Annotated in this window: 16 protein-coding genes and 1 tRNA gene; 5 read left to right on the top strand and 12 right to left on the bottom strand. The window is 61.1% G+C overall.

Annotated features, from left to right (window positions below; all coding sequences use genetic code 11):
• Positions 1 to 412: 412 nt before the first annotated feature.
• A tRNA-Met gene (locus AC0L2B_RS17180) sits at positions 413 to 489 on the bottom strand.
• The gene (locus AC0L2B_RS17175) at positions 467 to 832 is read right to left on the bottom strand and encodes a hypothetical protein (protein ID WP_473746185.1); all 366 of its coding nucleotides are present in this window, start codon (positions 830 to 832) and stop codon (positions 467 to 469) included. Before AC0L2B_RS17175 ends, AC0L2B_RS17180 begins: the two co-directional genes overlap by 23 nt.
• On the opposite strand from AC0L2B_RS17175, the gene AC0L2B_RS17170 reads away from it, so the two are divergent.
• Positions 819 to 1,784, top strand: a complete 966-nt coding sequence (locus AC0L2B_RS17170; protein WP_473746184.1) for a Gfo/Idh/MocA family protein — start codon at positions 819 to 821, stop codon at positions 1,782 to 1,784. The genes AC0L2B_RS17175 and AC0L2B_RS17170 overlap by 14 nt on opposite strands.
• Positions 1,785 to 1,839: 55 nt before the next feature.
• On the opposite strand, the gene mnmA is transcribed toward AC0L2B_RS17170, so the two are convergent.
• The gene (mnmA, locus tag AC0L2B_RS17165) at positions 1,840 to 3,030 is read right to left on the bottom strand and encodes a tRNA 2-thiouridine(34) synthase MnmA (protein ID WP_473746183.1); all 1,191 of its coding nucleotides are present in this window, start codon (positions 3,028 to 3,030) and stop codon (positions 1,840 to 1,842) included.
• A gap of 274 nt (positions 3,031 to 3,304) precedes the next feature.
• On the opposite strand from mnmA, the gene sciP reads away from it, so the two are divergent.
• On the top strand, positions 3,305 to 3,580 hold the full coding sequence (gene sciP / locus AC0L2B_RS17160) for a CtrA inhibitor SciP (RefSeq protein WP_006203587.1): 276 nt from the start codon (positions 3,305 to 3,307) through the stop codon (positions 3,578 to 3,580).
• A 415-nt stretch (positions 3,581 to 3,995) separates the two neighbouring features.
• Here the strand turns inward: sciP and AC0L2B_RS17155 are convergent, their stop codons facing one another.
• Complete coding sequence (locus tag AC0L2B_RS17155; RefSeq protein ID WP_029349790.1) at positions 3,996 to 4,373, bottom strand: flagellar export protein FliJ; 378 nt, start codon at positions 4,371 to 4,373, stop codon at positions 3,996 to 3,998.
• 450 nt (positions 4,374 to 4,823) lie between these two features.
• On the opposite strand from AC0L2B_RS17155, the gene ctrA reads away from it, so the two are divergent.
• Positions 4,824 to 5,519 (top strand): response regulator transcription factor CtrA, encoded by a 696-nt coding sequence (ctrA, locus tag AC0L2B_RS17150; protein WP_006203583.1) that lies wholly within the window; start codon positions 4,824 to 4,826, stop codon positions 5,517 to 5,519.
• 119 nt (positions 5,520 to 5,638) lie between these two features.
• Here ctrA and AC0L2B_RS17145 read toward each other — a convergent pair whose 3' ends face one another.
• The gene (locus AC0L2B_RS17145; RefSeq protein WP_027150933.1) at positions 5,639 to 6,007 is read right to left on the bottom strand and encodes a response regulator; all 369 of its coding nucleotides are present in this window, start codon (positions 6,005 to 6,007) and stop codon (positions 5,639 to 5,641) included.
• A 243-nt stretch (positions 6,008 to 6,250) separates the two neighbouring features.
• On the bottom strand, positions 6,251 to 6,880 hold the full coding sequence (gene chpT / locus AC0L2B_RS17140) for a histidine phosphotransferase ChpT (RefSeq protein ID WP_027150934.1): 630 nt from the start codon (positions 6,878 to 6,880) through the stop codon (positions 6,251 to 6,253).
• 357 nt (positions 6,881 to 7,237) lie between these two features.
• Here chpT and AC0L2B_RS17135 point away from each other — a divergent pair, with 357 nt between their 5' ends.
• On the top strand, positions 7,238 to 7,846 hold the full coding sequence (locus tag AC0L2B_RS17135; protein ID WP_023797936.1) for a DUF1134 domain-containing protein: 609 nt from the start codon (positions 7,238 to 7,240) through the stop codon (positions 7,844 to 7,846).
• Positions 7,847 to 7,994: 148 nt separating this feature from the next.
• The gene (locus tag AC0L2B_RS17130) at positions 7,995 to 9,143 is read left to right on the top strand and encodes a coiled-coil domain-containing protein (protein WP_473746182.1); all 1,149 of its coding nucleotides are present in this window, start codon (positions 7,995 to 7,997) and stop codon (positions 9,141 to 9,143) included.
• Positions 9,144 to 9,172: 29 nt separating this feature from the next.
• Here the strand turns inward: AC0L2B_RS17130 and AC0L2B_RS17125 are convergent, their stop codons facing one another.
• From AC0L2B_RS17125 to AC0L2B_RS17100, 6 genes are all read right to left on the bottom strand, one after another.
• Positions 9,173 to 9,976 (bottom strand): TrmH family RNA methyltransferase, encoded by an 804-nt coding sequence (locus AC0L2B_RS17125; protein WP_473746181.1) that lies wholly within the window; start codon positions 9,974 to 9,976, stop codon positions 9,173 to 9,175.
• A 312-nt stretch (positions 9,977 to 10,288) separates the two neighbouring features.
• On the bottom strand, positions 10,289 to 10,627 hold the full coding sequence (locus AC0L2B_RS17120; RefSeq protein WP_473746180.1) for an ArsR/SmtB family transcription factor: 339 nt from the start codon (positions 10,625 to 10,627) through the stop codon (positions 10,289 to 10,291).
• Positions 10,628 to 10,800: 173 nt separating this feature from the next.
• Positions 10,801 to 11,562: a HugZ family pyridoxamine 5'-phosphate oxidase gene (locus AC0L2B_RS17115; RefSeq protein ID WP_473746179.1), complete on the bottom strand. Its 762-nt coding sequence runs from the start codon at positions 11,560 to 11,562 to the stop codon at positions 10,801 to 10,803.
• Positions 11,563 to 11,600: 38 nt separating this feature from the next.
• Entirely contained in the window at positions 11,601 to 12,809 is a 1,209-nt protein-coding gene (locus tag AC0L2B_RS17110; RefSeq protein WP_473746178.1) for a CaiB/BaiF CoA transferase family protein, read from the bottom strand.
• A gap of 6 nt (positions 12,810 to 12,815) precedes the next feature.
• A complete protein-coding gene (locus tag AC0L2B_RS17105) occupies positions 12,816 to 13,577 on the bottom strand; it encodes a 3-hydroxyacyl-CoA dehydrogenase (protein WP_473746177.1) in 762 nt (253 codons plus the stop codon).
• 214 nt (positions 13,578 to 13,791) lie between these two features.
• Positions 13,792 to 14,212: GNAT family N-acetyltransferase (locus AC0L2B_RS17100; RefSeq protein ID WP_473746176.1), on the bottom strand; the 421-nt coding region annotated here is incomplete at its 5' end.

The following is a 14,212-nucleotide window of genomic DNA, read 5'->3' as shown; positions in this document are numbered from 1 at the left end:
CCCTCAATGCGAGCGCGACGTCCGGTTCGTGATCTCTACCTCACCCCACGCGCCCATCCCGCGCAGCGGGTTCGTTCGTCGGCCCATTCCAGACATTTGAAGTTCGACACCGCTCCTAGGCCGAAGCGGCTGCCCAATTTGGTCACCGGTTGGTTTGCTTTCGGCGTTCTCCGCACGCGGCCTTGCACCAAACGACCCCCAGCTTTCGAGCCGGAAAACCCTGTGATTTCAATGGGGGACAGCTGGGGAGTAAAAAGGCGCACTCCCCAGCTTTGGAGAATATGGGCTGACAGAGAGCAAAAAAGGCACCTTCACTACCAACAACAGTCCCCAGCTTTCGGCCGAAAGCCAGCAGTTCTGCGGGGTTTCTGAGCCGCCAAGTCTACGCAGAGAACGTTCTGGGAGAATTGAGTGGTAGCGGGAGAGGGACTTGAACCCCCGACCCCAGGATTATGATTCCCGTGCTCTAACCAACTGAGCTACCCCGCCAGGGCGGCGAAAGGCCCGAAATCCGCCCCAAATCAGAAGGCATGTCGAAGCGTTCGCCAAGGTCGGGCGGATATAAGGTTGGGACGCCAAGCCTGTCAAGCATCGATGCAGCCGGTGTGTCGATGCAGCCGGTCTGGCGCCACACGCTATCGCATCCTGTCGCGTCGCCAAGCTTCACGGTCGAGACGTACTTTGTGTGTCCAGACGGACGCACCTCGCTCTGATGGCCGAAAAGCTTTGCCGGGCAGATAATCAGGCACAGAAATGCCGGGTTGAGTTCGGCGGGGCGCGCCGCTATGTCTCGGCCACGAAATTCTAGAGTTGGAATGATGAAACCGCGCATTGCAGTCCTCGGTTGCGGATACTGGGGCAGCAACCACATCCGCACCCTCAAGGCGCTCGGCGCGCTGCACGCGGTCTCGGACGTCAACCCTGCCCGCGCCGAAGGTTTCGCCAGTGAGCAGGATTGCCTGGCGATCGAGCCGGAGGCGCTGTTCGTGCGCAGCGACATCGACGCCATCGTGATGGCGCTGCCGCCGCAGTTCCACGCCGATATGGCGGTGCGCGCCGTCCAGGGCGGCAAGGACGTGCTGGTGGAGAAGCCGATCGCGCTGACGGTGGCCGATGCCGAGCGTTCGGTGAAGGCGGCGGTCGACAATGGCCGCGTCTTCATGGTCGGTCATGTGCTGCGCTTTCATCCCGCCTTCGAGACGTTGAAGGCGCTGATCGATAATGGCGAGCTCGGCGAGGTCCGCTATATCCATTCGCACCGGCTCGGGCTCGGCAAATTCCACACCGAGAACGATGCGCTGTGGGACCTGGCGCCGCACGATCTGTCGATGATCCTGGCCATCACCGGCACGGAACCGATCGAGGTGCGTGGCGAAGGGGCAGCGCTCCTCGACAAGCTCAGCGATTTCGCGCATCTGCACATGCGCTTTCCCAACGGTCTGCGCAGCCACCTCTTCGCGTCGCGGCTCAATCCCTACCGCGAACGGCGGCTGACCGTGGTCGGCACCAAGGCGATGGCGGTGTTCGACGATGTCGAGCCGTGGGAGCGCAAGCTCGCCGTCTACCGCCACGCGGTCTGGCAAGACAGCGGCCAATGGGCCTTCACCACCAACGAGCCGTCCTATGTTGCAGTGGGCGAGGGCATGCCGCTGACGCGAGAGCTCGAGCATTTCATCCAGTGCATCGAGACGCGGACAGAACCGCGTACCAGCGGCGAGGAAGCCATCAGGGTGCTGCGTATCCTGACCGCCGGCACGGTTGCCCACACCGGATCGTCTTCCTGAGAGAAAGTGCGGCTGTATCAGAACCTGATCGATCCCGATAGATCGGGATTATCGTCTATTCGGCGGGAATCTGCGCCGGCCGGGCCGCCAGCCGCGTCAGCATCGCCTCGGCCTCGGCGCCGCGTTCGGAACGCTCGATGAAGCCGCCGCCGAAAACGCGGGCCTCGTTGCCGTCGTCGGAATAGAGCACGCAGGCCTGGCCGGGCGCGATACCGGACTCGCCGTCGACCAGTTCCACCGAAGTGATGCCGGCGTTGTGACGCAGCACGGCCGGGCGTGGCGGGCGTGTCGAGCGGACCTTGGCGAAAAGCTCCAGCCCGGCGGCCGGGATATCTGACAGCGCAGCGTCGCCCAGCCAGTTCATGTCGCGCAAATAGATCTTGTGCGTTTCCAGCGCCTCGCGCGGGCCAACGACGACGCGGGCCCGGTCGGCGTCGAGATGGACGACGTAGAGCGGCTCGCCCGAGGCAATGCCGATGCCGCGGCGCTGACCGATCGTATAGCGCAAAATGCCTTCATGGCGGCCGAGCACGCGGCCGTCGATATGGACGATGTCGCCCGGATTGGCAGCAGTCGGCTTCAGCTTGGCGATGATATCGGAGTACTTGCCCTGCGGCACGAAGCAGATGTCCTGGCTGTCCTGCTTGGCAGCGACCGTCAGCCCCATTTCCTCGGCGATGGCGCGAACCTGCGGCTTCGACAGGCCGCCGAGCGGAAAGCGCAGGTAGTCGATCTGCGCCTGTGTGGTGGCGAACAGGAAATAGCTCTGGTCGCGATCTGCGTCGACCGGCCGGTACAGTGCGCGATGGGCGCCGTTAGCGCCGGAGCGGATGTAATGGCCGGTGGCCAGCGCCTCGGCGCCGAGTTCCTTGGCGGTCGCCAGGAGGTCGGCGAATTTCACCGTCTGGTTGCAGGAAACGCAAGGGATCGGCGTTTCGCCGGCCACATAGCTCTCGGCGAAGGGGTCGATCACCGCCTTGCGGAAACGCTCCTCGTAATTAAGCACATAATGCGGAATGCCGAGCGTTTCGGAGACGCGGCGGGCATCGTCGATGTCCTGGCCGGCGCAGCACGAGCCGGCCCGGTGCGTTGCCGCGCCATGGTCGTAGAGCTGCAGCGTGACGCCGACGACATCATAGCCTTCATGCTTCAAAAGGCCGGCAACAACCGACGAATCGACGCCGCCCGATATGGCGACAACGATGCGGGTATCTTCGGGGCGTCCGGGAAGGTCGAGGCTGTTCATGGTTCTTTCGTTCTGCACGGCGCTTGGATGACGGCGCCTGAATGCCAATGGCCGGAATATAGGTCAAGCTTTCCGGGTGCGCCAGCTTCGCGAACCGGCCGATTTTTTTGAACGGATTCGGGCGCTTGCTGGGCAGATGCCTCAAATGCCGACGAAAAGACTAACGCGGCGTTCATGATCCTTACCTAGCTATTAGGGATCGCTTAGGCAAATTTTAAAGCTGTGGCGGTAATGTGGTGGGGATTGGGTCTTTGAGTTTTTAGTAGAGAGTACGATGACCGATCTTGTTAGACCGCGCGTCAAATATGTTATCGGGCCTGACGGCAGCCCCCTTACGATTGCCGATCTGCCGCCGACGAACACACGTCGCTGGGTTATCCGGCGCAAGGCCGAAGTGGTGGCGGCGGTGCGCGGCGGGCTTTTGAGCCTCGAAGAGGCATGCCAGCGCTATAAGCTGACCACCGAGGAATTCCTGTCCTGGCAGGCGTCGATCGATGAATATGGCCTTGCCGGCCTGCGCACGACGCGCATCCAGCAATATCGGCATTAGGGCTGGTTCAAGGATGTCAAAAGGCGCGGCAATCCGCGCCCTTTTTGCTTTGCCGACAGGGTTTTCTCTGCTTCAGACGGTCAGCACCACCTGCCGATCGGGCTGACAAAGGCATGAGCAGCGCCTGCTTCTTGGAGCAAGCATTTTCGCGTCGACCTTGCCGCGTTCCACAAGCCTGCGCGGTCGGCCCCGAGCCGAACTCGGCCGGAACCTGGTGGGCTGCTCAATCAGATAAGGTCCTGGCCGGAATCGCCTGCGCCCGACATCAGGATACCCAGGTGCGGGCGGTCGCGGAGCATCAAGGGGATTTGGCAGCGTAGGCCTGAAACTGGCAGTTGCTCGACCAATGAGCGGCGACATTCCAGATGGGCAACGACCTGATCGCTGGGTGCTGACCGGCCTTAAAGCCTTGTTTTCAGCCGATCATGGCGCTGCGGCCGCCGGTCTCGGCGTCTCGGATCTTGGTGTCGCGTGATTCGAGCATTTCTGCCTTGGAAAGCTCCGCTTCGGCTTCGCCGAGCAGTGATTCGGCAACGCTACGCTGCTGGGCGAGGTCGCTTTGCGAATTTCTGAGATTGTCGCGGCGCAAGCGTGCTGCCTTGGCGAAGGTCGGATAGGCAAAATGGTTGATGTCGGTGATGCCGGCTTTCTTTTCTTCGGCAGTGATCTGGAGTTCCAGTTCGACAGCCATGCGCTCGAATTCGGCGATCATCATGTCGAGTTGCAGCAACTGCCGCCGCTTCTCGTTCACCTGAAACTGCTTCAGCCGAACGAGGTTTTCACGTGACTTCATGATTCGGTACTCCTGGAAACGCACACCTGCACATATCGTCTAATCCGCCTGGCAAACTCAGGCTTCGACCCGCTTCCACCGACTTTACCAGAACTATGGGAAACAAATTCCTAAAGTTTTTTGCCGGCGGTAACCATTCGTTTACGGGCATTGTTAATCATACGGCTCAGGACTTAAGGCCGGGTAAAAATTCCGGCCCCGACCCGGAAGCACGGCTAGCGAGTCCCTGGAGTCACTTAGCCTGGCTTATTAATGTTTTGCATTAGCGGTTTGGTTCTTAGATTCGCTATTAGATTCAACAAGGTGTAGAAAAGGGTTAAAAAATCTGGTACCGTCAACGGCACGGAATTAGGTTTTGTTAACCATTCGATGGCAGCCTCTGCTCAGGCAATCACTGCTCCGGTCCTGGACGGGTCGTGAAATGGTCCGGCAGCAGAAAAGGGGAATGAAATGCGTGTTCTGCTGATAGAAGATGACAGTGCGACCGCACAGAGCATCGAGCTGATGCTGAAATCGGAAAGTTTCAATGTCTATACGACCGATCTTGGCGAAGAAGGGGTCGATCTAGGTAAGCTCTACGACTACGACATCATCCTTCTCGACCTTAATCTCCCCGACATGTCGGGATACGAGGTGTTGAGAACACTTCGCCTTTCCAAAGTGAAGACGCCGATCCTTATCCTCTCCGGCATGGCCGGCATCGAGGACAAGGTACGTGGCCTCGGCTTCGGCGCAGACGACTATATGACCAAGCCGTTCCACAAGGACGAACTGGTCGCCCGCATCCACGCCATCGTGCGGCGTTCCAAGGGCCATGCCCAGTCGGTCATCACCACCGGCGACCTGGTGGTCAACCTTGATGCCAAGACCGTCGAGGTCGGTGGCCAGCGCGTGCATCTGACCGGCAAGGAATACCAGATGCTGGAGCTGCTCTCGCTGCGCAAGGGCACCACGCTCACGAAGGAAATGTTCCTCAACCACCTTTACGGCGGCATGGACGAACCGGAACTGAAGATCATCGACGTCTTTATCTGCAAGCTGCGCAAGAAGCTCGACGCTGCTTCCGGCGGCCAGAACTACATCGAGACGGTTTGGGGTCGCGGCTACGTGCTGCGCGAGCCGGAAGACATCCGCGTCAGCGCCTGAGCTGACGACGCCGATCCGATCGATTTTTCCGACAAAAATCCGGCTTCGGCCGGATTTTGCGTTTTTATGTCGCAGACATTGAGCGCCGATTTCCGCGGCCATGCGCCAGCGGCGGCGAATCAGGCGGCAAATCTCAAGGTGCGGAAGCGCTCGAGAAGTTGCGGCCGAGTGAACGGCTTCAGCAGATAGCCTTGGGCGCCGGCGCGCTTTGCCCGCATGATCGAAGCGACGTCGACCTCAACCAGCAAAATCAGGATCTGGGGTTGTATCGGACTTTCCATGGCGCGTACGCGGCGAATGACGTCCTCGGCCTGCATGTCCGGCAAGGCGCCGTCGACAATGATGATATCCGGCATGTCGGCAGTGCACATCTCAACCGCATCAAGCCCGCTGGCAGCTTCGATGACCAGCATGTCGGAACCACCCAGGATGCGTTTTGCAACCCTCCTGATGACGCTCGAATCGTCGATGAACATGCAGCGTTTCATTTCCGGGCCCTCTTTGCCATGCGGCAATCCGGCAGCGTCGCGGTCTGGAAGGCACCGTATGGTCAATCCGGTAAAGAAGCTGAAAAGCCAATAGGTAAAATTCTTGAAAGAACAGCTTTTACGAAAACTTCTTTACCGATGCTTCGGTCGATCTAGCCTTTGGGGTTCATTTCATTCGACGGTGATGGTGCGGTAAATATTGTCTGAACAACGCTCGTCTGTTCATTCAATCAGCTTGGTAATTCAAGCAGCCGAGAGAACGATTTCTTCTGCGGTCGCGTGGATCGATATTGTCATGTTCGCCTCGCGCGCCAGAAGCAGTGTGTAATAGGGCTGCACCGAATGCGCGTCGATCGGTTCTTCAGGCTTGTTGCCGGAATGGAGCTCCAGGAATTTGGGCGGCACGCGCAGCATCGGACCGCTCGCGGCGAGCGCAAAGCGTGGTTCCGTGTCGAGGTTTTCAAGCGTGACCGTAAGCTTGCCGCCACGCGGAATGGCAGCGTTGGCGACGAGAACGAGGTTGAGCAGCAGCTTTACCTTGTTCTTGGGCAGCAGCGCACGGGTTCCATTCCAGATCAGTTCCGGCTTCTCGTTCTTCAAGAAGGCGATCGCAACGGCCTCAGCATCGCCGGTGTCGATCATCATGCCGGCAGAACCGGCTGCGCCGAAGGCGATGCGGGCGAATTGCAGGCGGGCCGAAGCGTTTCTGGCGCTCTGGCGAATCAATTTCATGGCGTCTTCGTCGGCGCCGCCTTCATCGAGCAGCTCAAGCCCGTTGTTTATGGCGCCGACCGGCGAAATGATGTCGTGGCAGACCCGGCTGCACAAAAGCGCGGCGAGATCGGGTGCGGAAAGGGTGAAAAGCTCGGCCATCGACGAAAGTCCCTGCAAAAATTCACTGGAAATGGCCGGGCGATCAACGATCACGCCTGTCCACACGAATCACGCTCGCTCTCCCAAGGCCTACTGAATACACAGCGCCTGAGCGCGCAGCAACAAATCCGGAATTGTCGCTATCGAAAATGGTGTGTTCACGCAGGGTGCGGATACTGCGGGCCGACGCGAAATCAGCGCGAAACCAGCCTACGAACCGCCATCTTCATGTGAAAGCTTAATGGTTGAAAAAGGATTACGGCATAGTTTGTCCTTAACAGTCATCCTTAACGGCCACCAAAGAGCCGCACGGATGCGAGGCGTCGGCGAAAGTGCTCCCTGACGGAGATTGGAAGCATGTTTTCCCGATACTACGACCGGAGTTTTTTCCGTGTCTTCACAGACCGGAGTTTTCTCCGTGTCTTCTCAATGGCGATCGCTCTCATGGGCCTTGTCGTCTTTTCAACCTCGCCTTCGCGGGCCCAGGAATACACCGCTCAGGAGATCGTCGATTCCGGTCATAAATTCTTCGGTGCGACGTCGGGCGGGCTCGCCACCGTCGTGGAGAAGATTTTCTCCTCCTATGGCCTGCCCAATGGCTATTTGCTTGGGGAGGAGGGCTCGGGCGCCCTGATCGGTGGCCTGACCTATGGTGAAGGCACACTCTACACCAAGAATGCCGGCGATCACAAAGTGTTCTGGCAGGGCCCGTCGCTCGGCTGGGATTTTGGCGGCGAGGGCTCGCGGGTGATGATGCTGGTCTATAATCTCGACGATGTGAACAGCCTCTACAATCGTTTCGGCGGCCTTGCCGGCTCCGCCTACCTCGTGGCTGGCGTCGGCTTCAACGTGATGAAGAACAACAATGTGCTGCTGGTGCCGATCCGTACCGGCGTCGGCGCCCGGCTTGGCGTCAATCTCGGCTACCTCAAGCTTACCCAGCGCGCCACCTGGAATCCATTCTGAGCAAGCGGTTGCCTCGTCACCGCGATTGTTTCCAGGATCGACGGTCTGAACAATGCTGCGGCAGACCCTTGCCGCGGCACTGGAATTCCGTCATGCGAACGTGGCACAGTCCCTCACGGTTGTTTGCCGTTCATAACGGATAGTCACCTTGGTTCAGTCGGTCCTGTTCTTTGTCCTCGGCTTTCTCTGCGCCGGCTTTCTGGCGCTGATGATTGCTCCGGCCATCTGGCGGCGGGCCGTGATGCTGACGCGTAAACGCATCGAGGGCTCGATGCCGCTGACGCTGGCCGAGATCCAGGCGGAGAAGGATCGCATCCGCGCCGAGTTCGCCATGGCGACACGTCGGCTTGAGATGAGCGTCAAGGCGTTGCGCGAGAAATCGGCCGAACAGCTTGTCGAGATCGGCCGTGGCCGCGAAGCATTGAAGGAACTGGCGCTCGAGCGGAAGGACAAGGAACACGCCCTTTCCGCGCTCGAGGCCAAGGGCGAAGACCTTCGGCAGCGCAAAGACCAGTTGCAGCTTTTGTCGGATCGGCTTGCTCAAACCGAGCATGCCCTGGAAAAGCGTGTGCTCGAGCTGAAAAAACTGGAGCACATGTATGACGACGCCAGCTTTTCTTCCAGCAGCCGTCAGATCGAACTTGTGGCGCGCGAATCCGAATTGCAAAAGCTGGCCGATGATATTTCAGTGCTGCGCGGCCAGCGCAAGGAGGCAGACAGGCGCCAACAGGAGATCGCGGCCGAGAGCAAGGCCGCGCGAGACGCGTTGAAAGCCGAGAAGAAAAGGACCGGCGAACTGGACAAGAAGATCGAACGCCTGCTCGCCACGCTTGCCGATCGCGAGGACAAGCTTGAACGCCGCGAAAAGGAAATCGCGCGGCTTCGCGAAAAGCTGAAAAGCGAAAGCGTGGAAAATGCGTCGGCAGCGGTGCGTCTCGTCGGAGCGCAAGGCGATCAGGCCGATGTGGCCGTCAAGGGCGATATGGAAAAAGCTATCGCCAAGCTCGACAGCGACCGGGAGCAGTTGGAGGCGAGATTGACGGCACTGGCCAGCGAGAACAAGAGGCTGAAAACGGATCTTGCCGCCGACGCGGCATCCAGATCCGAAGGTGCCAGCGCTGCGTTGCGCGAGCAGATGAGCGACCTGGCGGCGCAGGTCGTAGCCCTGACGGCGAAGCTCGACGGGCCGGAATCGCCGATCGCAAAGGTTCTTGCGGCACCCAACCCACCGGGAAGCGGTGAACGCAGCCTTGCCGATCGCGTGCGGGCGCTGCAGAAGGCCGAATCGGCGCATTGAGCCCAGACAGTGATGCTGACTTCTGCGGCTCAGGTCCTGCTTGCCGAGAAATGATGCAAGGCGATGGCTGACGCGGCGGCGACATTCAGGCTGTCGAAGCCTTCTGTCATATCGATCCGCACCGTCCGCAGGCGGGCGAGCAGCATCTCGGGCAGGCCTTCGCCTTCAGTGCCGAGATAGAGTGCCAGCCGTTCGGTCCTTTTCGCATCGCGGATGTCGGTTTGTCCGCGCGGCGACAATGCGAATTGGCCGAAGCCCAGCCGATCGAGCGCCGCGGTAAAGCCGACGGTCTCAGCGAAGGAGGCAAAAGGAATTTTCAGCGCGGCGCCGACCGAAACGCGGATCGCCTTGCGGTACAGGGGATCGCAGCAGGTCGCGTCCAGAAACACGGCATCGGCACCGAAGGCGGCGGCGTTGCGAAAGATCGAGCCCATATTGTCATGGTTGGCGATGCCGACCAGCACGACGATCAACGCGCGGGCGGGCAGGGCATCCAGCAAGGCCTCTGCAGACTGCGCCTCGCCCTTGCGGCCGATCGCCAATATGCCGCGATGCATGTGAAAGCCGGCAATCCTGTCCATGACCTCGCTGGCTGCCGCGTAGACCGGAAGGTCCGCGGGCGCCTTGCGCAGGGTTGCGTCGAGGCCTGCCAGCCGGTTTTCGAGCACCAGCACCGATTCGGCGGTAAAGCGTTTGGCCGCGAGCAGCATTTCGAGCACCACCTTGCCTTCGGCAACGAATCGACCCTGCCGGCCGGCAAGATCGCGCTCGCGAATGTCGAGATAGGCGGCGACGCGCGGGTCTTGCGGGTCGTCGATACGAATGCTGCGCATGCTTGCCTCAACTGACCCGCATCGGCCCGATCGTGGTGGGTTTTGCGACAGCACGACGCGTGGATCCAAAGTGTCAGAGCGTACCTTCTGCGTCCAAGTGGACGCAAGTCGCTCAAAAGCGCGTCGCGTTCGACCGACCTCAACCGACCTCTCGCGACGCGCATTAGGTTGTTGTTTTATGCATGTCGCTATCGCAAAACCGCTGCATGCTTTTGCGCGACATGCATCAGGAGTCGTCAGCGAGGCAAGGGGCGCTCGGACCAGTTCTTGTCTTATGCATGTTGCCGGCTTTGGGCGACATGCATTGGCCGGTCAAGTCCCGGAGCGACGCGGGCGGTATGCCATCTGCGATAGCTCACCCTCGCCGAAAATCCCGTCCAGCGTGTTGAGAAGTTCGCGCACGGCATCGGATTTGCAAAAATAGTAGATCATCTGCCGGTCGCGCCGGGTCTCGACGAGATCGAGCGCCCGCAGTTTGGCTAGATGCTGTGACAGGGCGGATTGGCTGAGCAGAACCTTTTCGGCGATAGCGCCGACCGACATTTCACCGTCGGCCAGGTAGATCATGATCAACAGTCGTTTCTCGTTGCCCATCAGCGTCAGAAACGAAGCCGCTGCTTCGGCATTGGCGATTAGCTTTTTCGAGACCATCGATCCCCCATACCTTCCTGCTCCTCCGGCGCTATGGGGGCAATAGCGTCTGATTCCATAGGCTCACGTGCGAATGTGCGCTGGCGATTCAACGCTACCGGGAAAGCGTAGAACATCTCGCACAAACCTCAAGACTTGCTTTCGACCCGACGCGATTAACTGTCGGACTGTGTTTAATCCGCCACTCGGCCGGTTTTTGCCATGTCGACCAGAACATGCCTGAGCTCGCGCGCCGTCCTCAATGGCTCGGAAAAGAACACCCGGCAGATATCGTCGCCCAATGCCAGGTCCATGCCGTCGGCGTCAAAGCCGGTGACGACCCAGCCGTCGCCCGTCGCCTTGGCGAAGTGGCGCGCGTAGACGGCAATTGCGTCGCTATGGTCGGCATTCATATGGTCGAGAGCGGATTGTTCGCCAGCGGCAAGCTCTTCGACGATCGGCGCGGTCGTGACCAGATCGGCGCGTTCGAGCAGATAGGCCTTGCCAAAGCCGCCGTTGAGACTGGCGCGCTCCAGCTCAAGGCGGAAGATCGAGAAGTCGCCAAGACCGGCATAGAGCTTCGCCTTGGGGTTGCGGTTGAGATAGCGCCGTTCGGCGCGGGCGTGCTCGTCGGATCCAGGCTCAAGCCGTGCCGCCCGACTGACGAGCGTCAACCGTGGGTGCGCCAGCGGGTCGCCCTTGCCGGGCTCGCCGACAAGCAGCGAACAGCGCGGGTCGGAAAGGATCGCGCCGGTATGGGCGGACAGCATCGATACCAGGATCAGCGGCGTGCCGTCGATATCGGTGGCGACACCAACCCTGCTGGCCAGCGGCGAACCGGTCCCGGGCTCTATCACCGCCAGCGCGCCGAAACGGGCACTGCGGATCAGCGTCTTCGCCAGCCTGATCGCTTCGGCGTCGGTCTCGCGGATCACGTCCTTCTTTCGATCGTTCAAATCCACACCGTCTTAAGCTGATCTTTGCTCTCCAGTTATCAACCTATCACACCGGATTTGACAAGGGCCCCAGATTTGAAAAGGGCCCCAGATTTGAAAAGGGCCTCAGTCTCGCTTTCCGAAAGGCCGAAGCGTGCCAGCACCGTCACCGCCTGACAGTCGTGATCGGCCGGCATGGCGGCAAGCGTCGGCCGGGAGCGCGAAAAGCGCGGCGCCGGGGCGGGCCGCTCGAGCGCACCCGACCTCACAAAGGCGTTGCGAGCGCGATTGTGCGGATGATCCCTGGCTTCCCGCAGCGACAAGACCGGTGCGACGCAAGCATCGGTTGCAGCAAAGAGACGGTCCCAGTCGTCCCGTGATTTCTGCCCGACCCGATCGACAATGGCGGCCCGCATCTGCGGCCACAAATTCCTGTCGTATTGGCCGCGTACAAAAATCTGGTCGAGCGGCAGCAGTCTTGCGAATTCGGCGAAGAACCGGGGCTCAAGGCAGCCGACGGCGAGGTGCCGTGCGTCTGCGGTCTCATAGGTGTCGTAAAAGGGCGCGCCGGAATCGAGCAGGTTCGCGCCACGCGTGTCACTCCACAGGCCCGCCGCCATAAGGGCGTGCACAGGTGTCGCCAGCATTGAAGCGCCCTCGGTCATCGCGGCGTCGATCACCTGACCCTTGCCGGTGCGCGAGCGCTCAAACAGGGCGGCCAGTACGCCGGCGACCAGCATCATGGCGCCGCCGCCGTAGTCGGCGACAAGGTTGAGCGGTGGGACCGGCCGGCCGCCTTGCTGGCCGATGGCATGTAGCACACCCGAATAGGCGAGGTAGGTGATGTCGTGGCCGGCACGTCCCGATAGCGGACCGTCCTGGCCGAACCCCGTCATGCGGCCGTAGATCAGGGCTGGATTGCGCGCCAGTACCGCATCCGGCCCGAGACCAAGCCGCTCCATGACATCGGGACGAAACCCTTCGACCAGCATGTCGGCCTTTTCGGCAAGGCGCAGCACCAGTTCGGCGCCTTCCCAGCGCTTCAGGTCAATCCGCAGGATGGAGCGGCCGTGACAGTCGATGTCGTATTCGTCCGGCAGCGCCAGAAACGGCTGGCTCGACCCAGCCGGCTCGATGCGCAGCACGTCGGCGCCCATCTCCGACAGCATCAGCCCGGCCAGCGGCACCGGTCCAAGCCCGGCCATCTCGATCACCGTCAGGCCGGCGAGCGGGCCGGTCTTCGCCTGAAGGGCGACTTCGGCACTCATGGTCGGCTACTTCGGCGCCATGCGGATGACGCCATCGAGGCGGATGGTCTCGCCGTTGAGCATCTGATTTTCGATGATATGCAGCACAAGGGCTGCATATTCGGAAGGCTCGCCGAGACGGGACGGGAAGGGCACCGCGGCGCCGAGCGTATCCTGCACCTCTTGCGGCATGCCGGCCATCATCGGCGTCTTGAAGATGCCGGGCGCGATGGTGCAGACGCGAATGCCCGACCGGGCAAGGTCGCGCGCCACCGGCAGCGTCATGCCGACGACACCGCCTTTGGAGGCTGAATAGGCCGCCTGGCCGATTTGACCGTCGTAGGCGGCGACCGATGCCGTGTTGACGATGACGCCGCGCTCGCCGCCGTCCAGCGGCTCAAGCTTCGCGGCCTGGTCGGCGACGAGGCGGATCATGTTGAAGGTGCCGATCAAATTGACCTCGATCACCTTGCGGTATTGGTCGAGCGGGTGCGGACCGTCCTTGCCGATCGTCTTCATGCCGATGGCGATGCCGGCGCAATTGACCAGGATACGGGGTTCGCCGAACTTTTTTACCACTTCCGCCACTGAAGCAGCACCGCCATCGGCGCTGCTTACATCGCATTGGATGGCGATGCCGCCGATATCGGCCGCAATCTTCGCCGCGCGCTCGATGCCGAGGTCGAGGATGGCAACGCCGGCGCCCTTAGCGGCCAGTGCACGTGCCGTCGCCTCGCCGAGGCCGGAGCCGCCGCCGGTGACGATCGCAATCTGGCCGTTGGGGTTCATGTCGGCGTCCTCCATCCAAGCTGTGTTGATATTCAGGTGAGGCCGGCCTACAAACAGTGGTCTCCTGCGCTTCCGGTGCTCACGTACCCAAAAGTACGCTCCGCTCCGGTTCTCGAATACCACCGTTTTCGGCTCGGCCTGACCTGAATCTCAACACACCTTAGTCGGCACATGCTACGAAGCCTGACAGTGTGGCGCAACAGCATCCGGATGGTCACGCCATCGCGGCGATTTGCGCGGCAATCCTTGCCTGATCTGCGTGGCAAACCTCCCCCACCAGCCGTGCCATCGCGCCCGGCACGATCTCATGCGACAACAGCCGGTCAGGATCGACCGGGCGCGGCATGGAGATTTGCCCACGCGGGATTCTTTTGAAGCCGAGCGGGCCGTAATAGGGCTCGTCGCCGACAAGCATCACCGCCGGCATGCCGGCCTTGGCGGTGGCCTCCAGCGCGATCGCCACCAGCCGGCGGCCAATGCCGAGATTCTTGTACGCCGGCCGCACGGCAAGCGGTCCGAGCATCAGCGCGGGGGCGGCGGCCGCGCCCCCGCGCGGCCGGAGGGAACCGAGCGGCACGAAAAATAACTCAAAGGACCACCAGACCCCCACGACGACAGGAAGGCCCGCGCCCCCG

Source organism: Mesorhizobium sp. WSM4815 (assembly GCF_055811575.1).
Note: the sequence above shows the minus strand (reverse complement) of the source record. Positions and strands in the feature narration are given on the sequence as shown.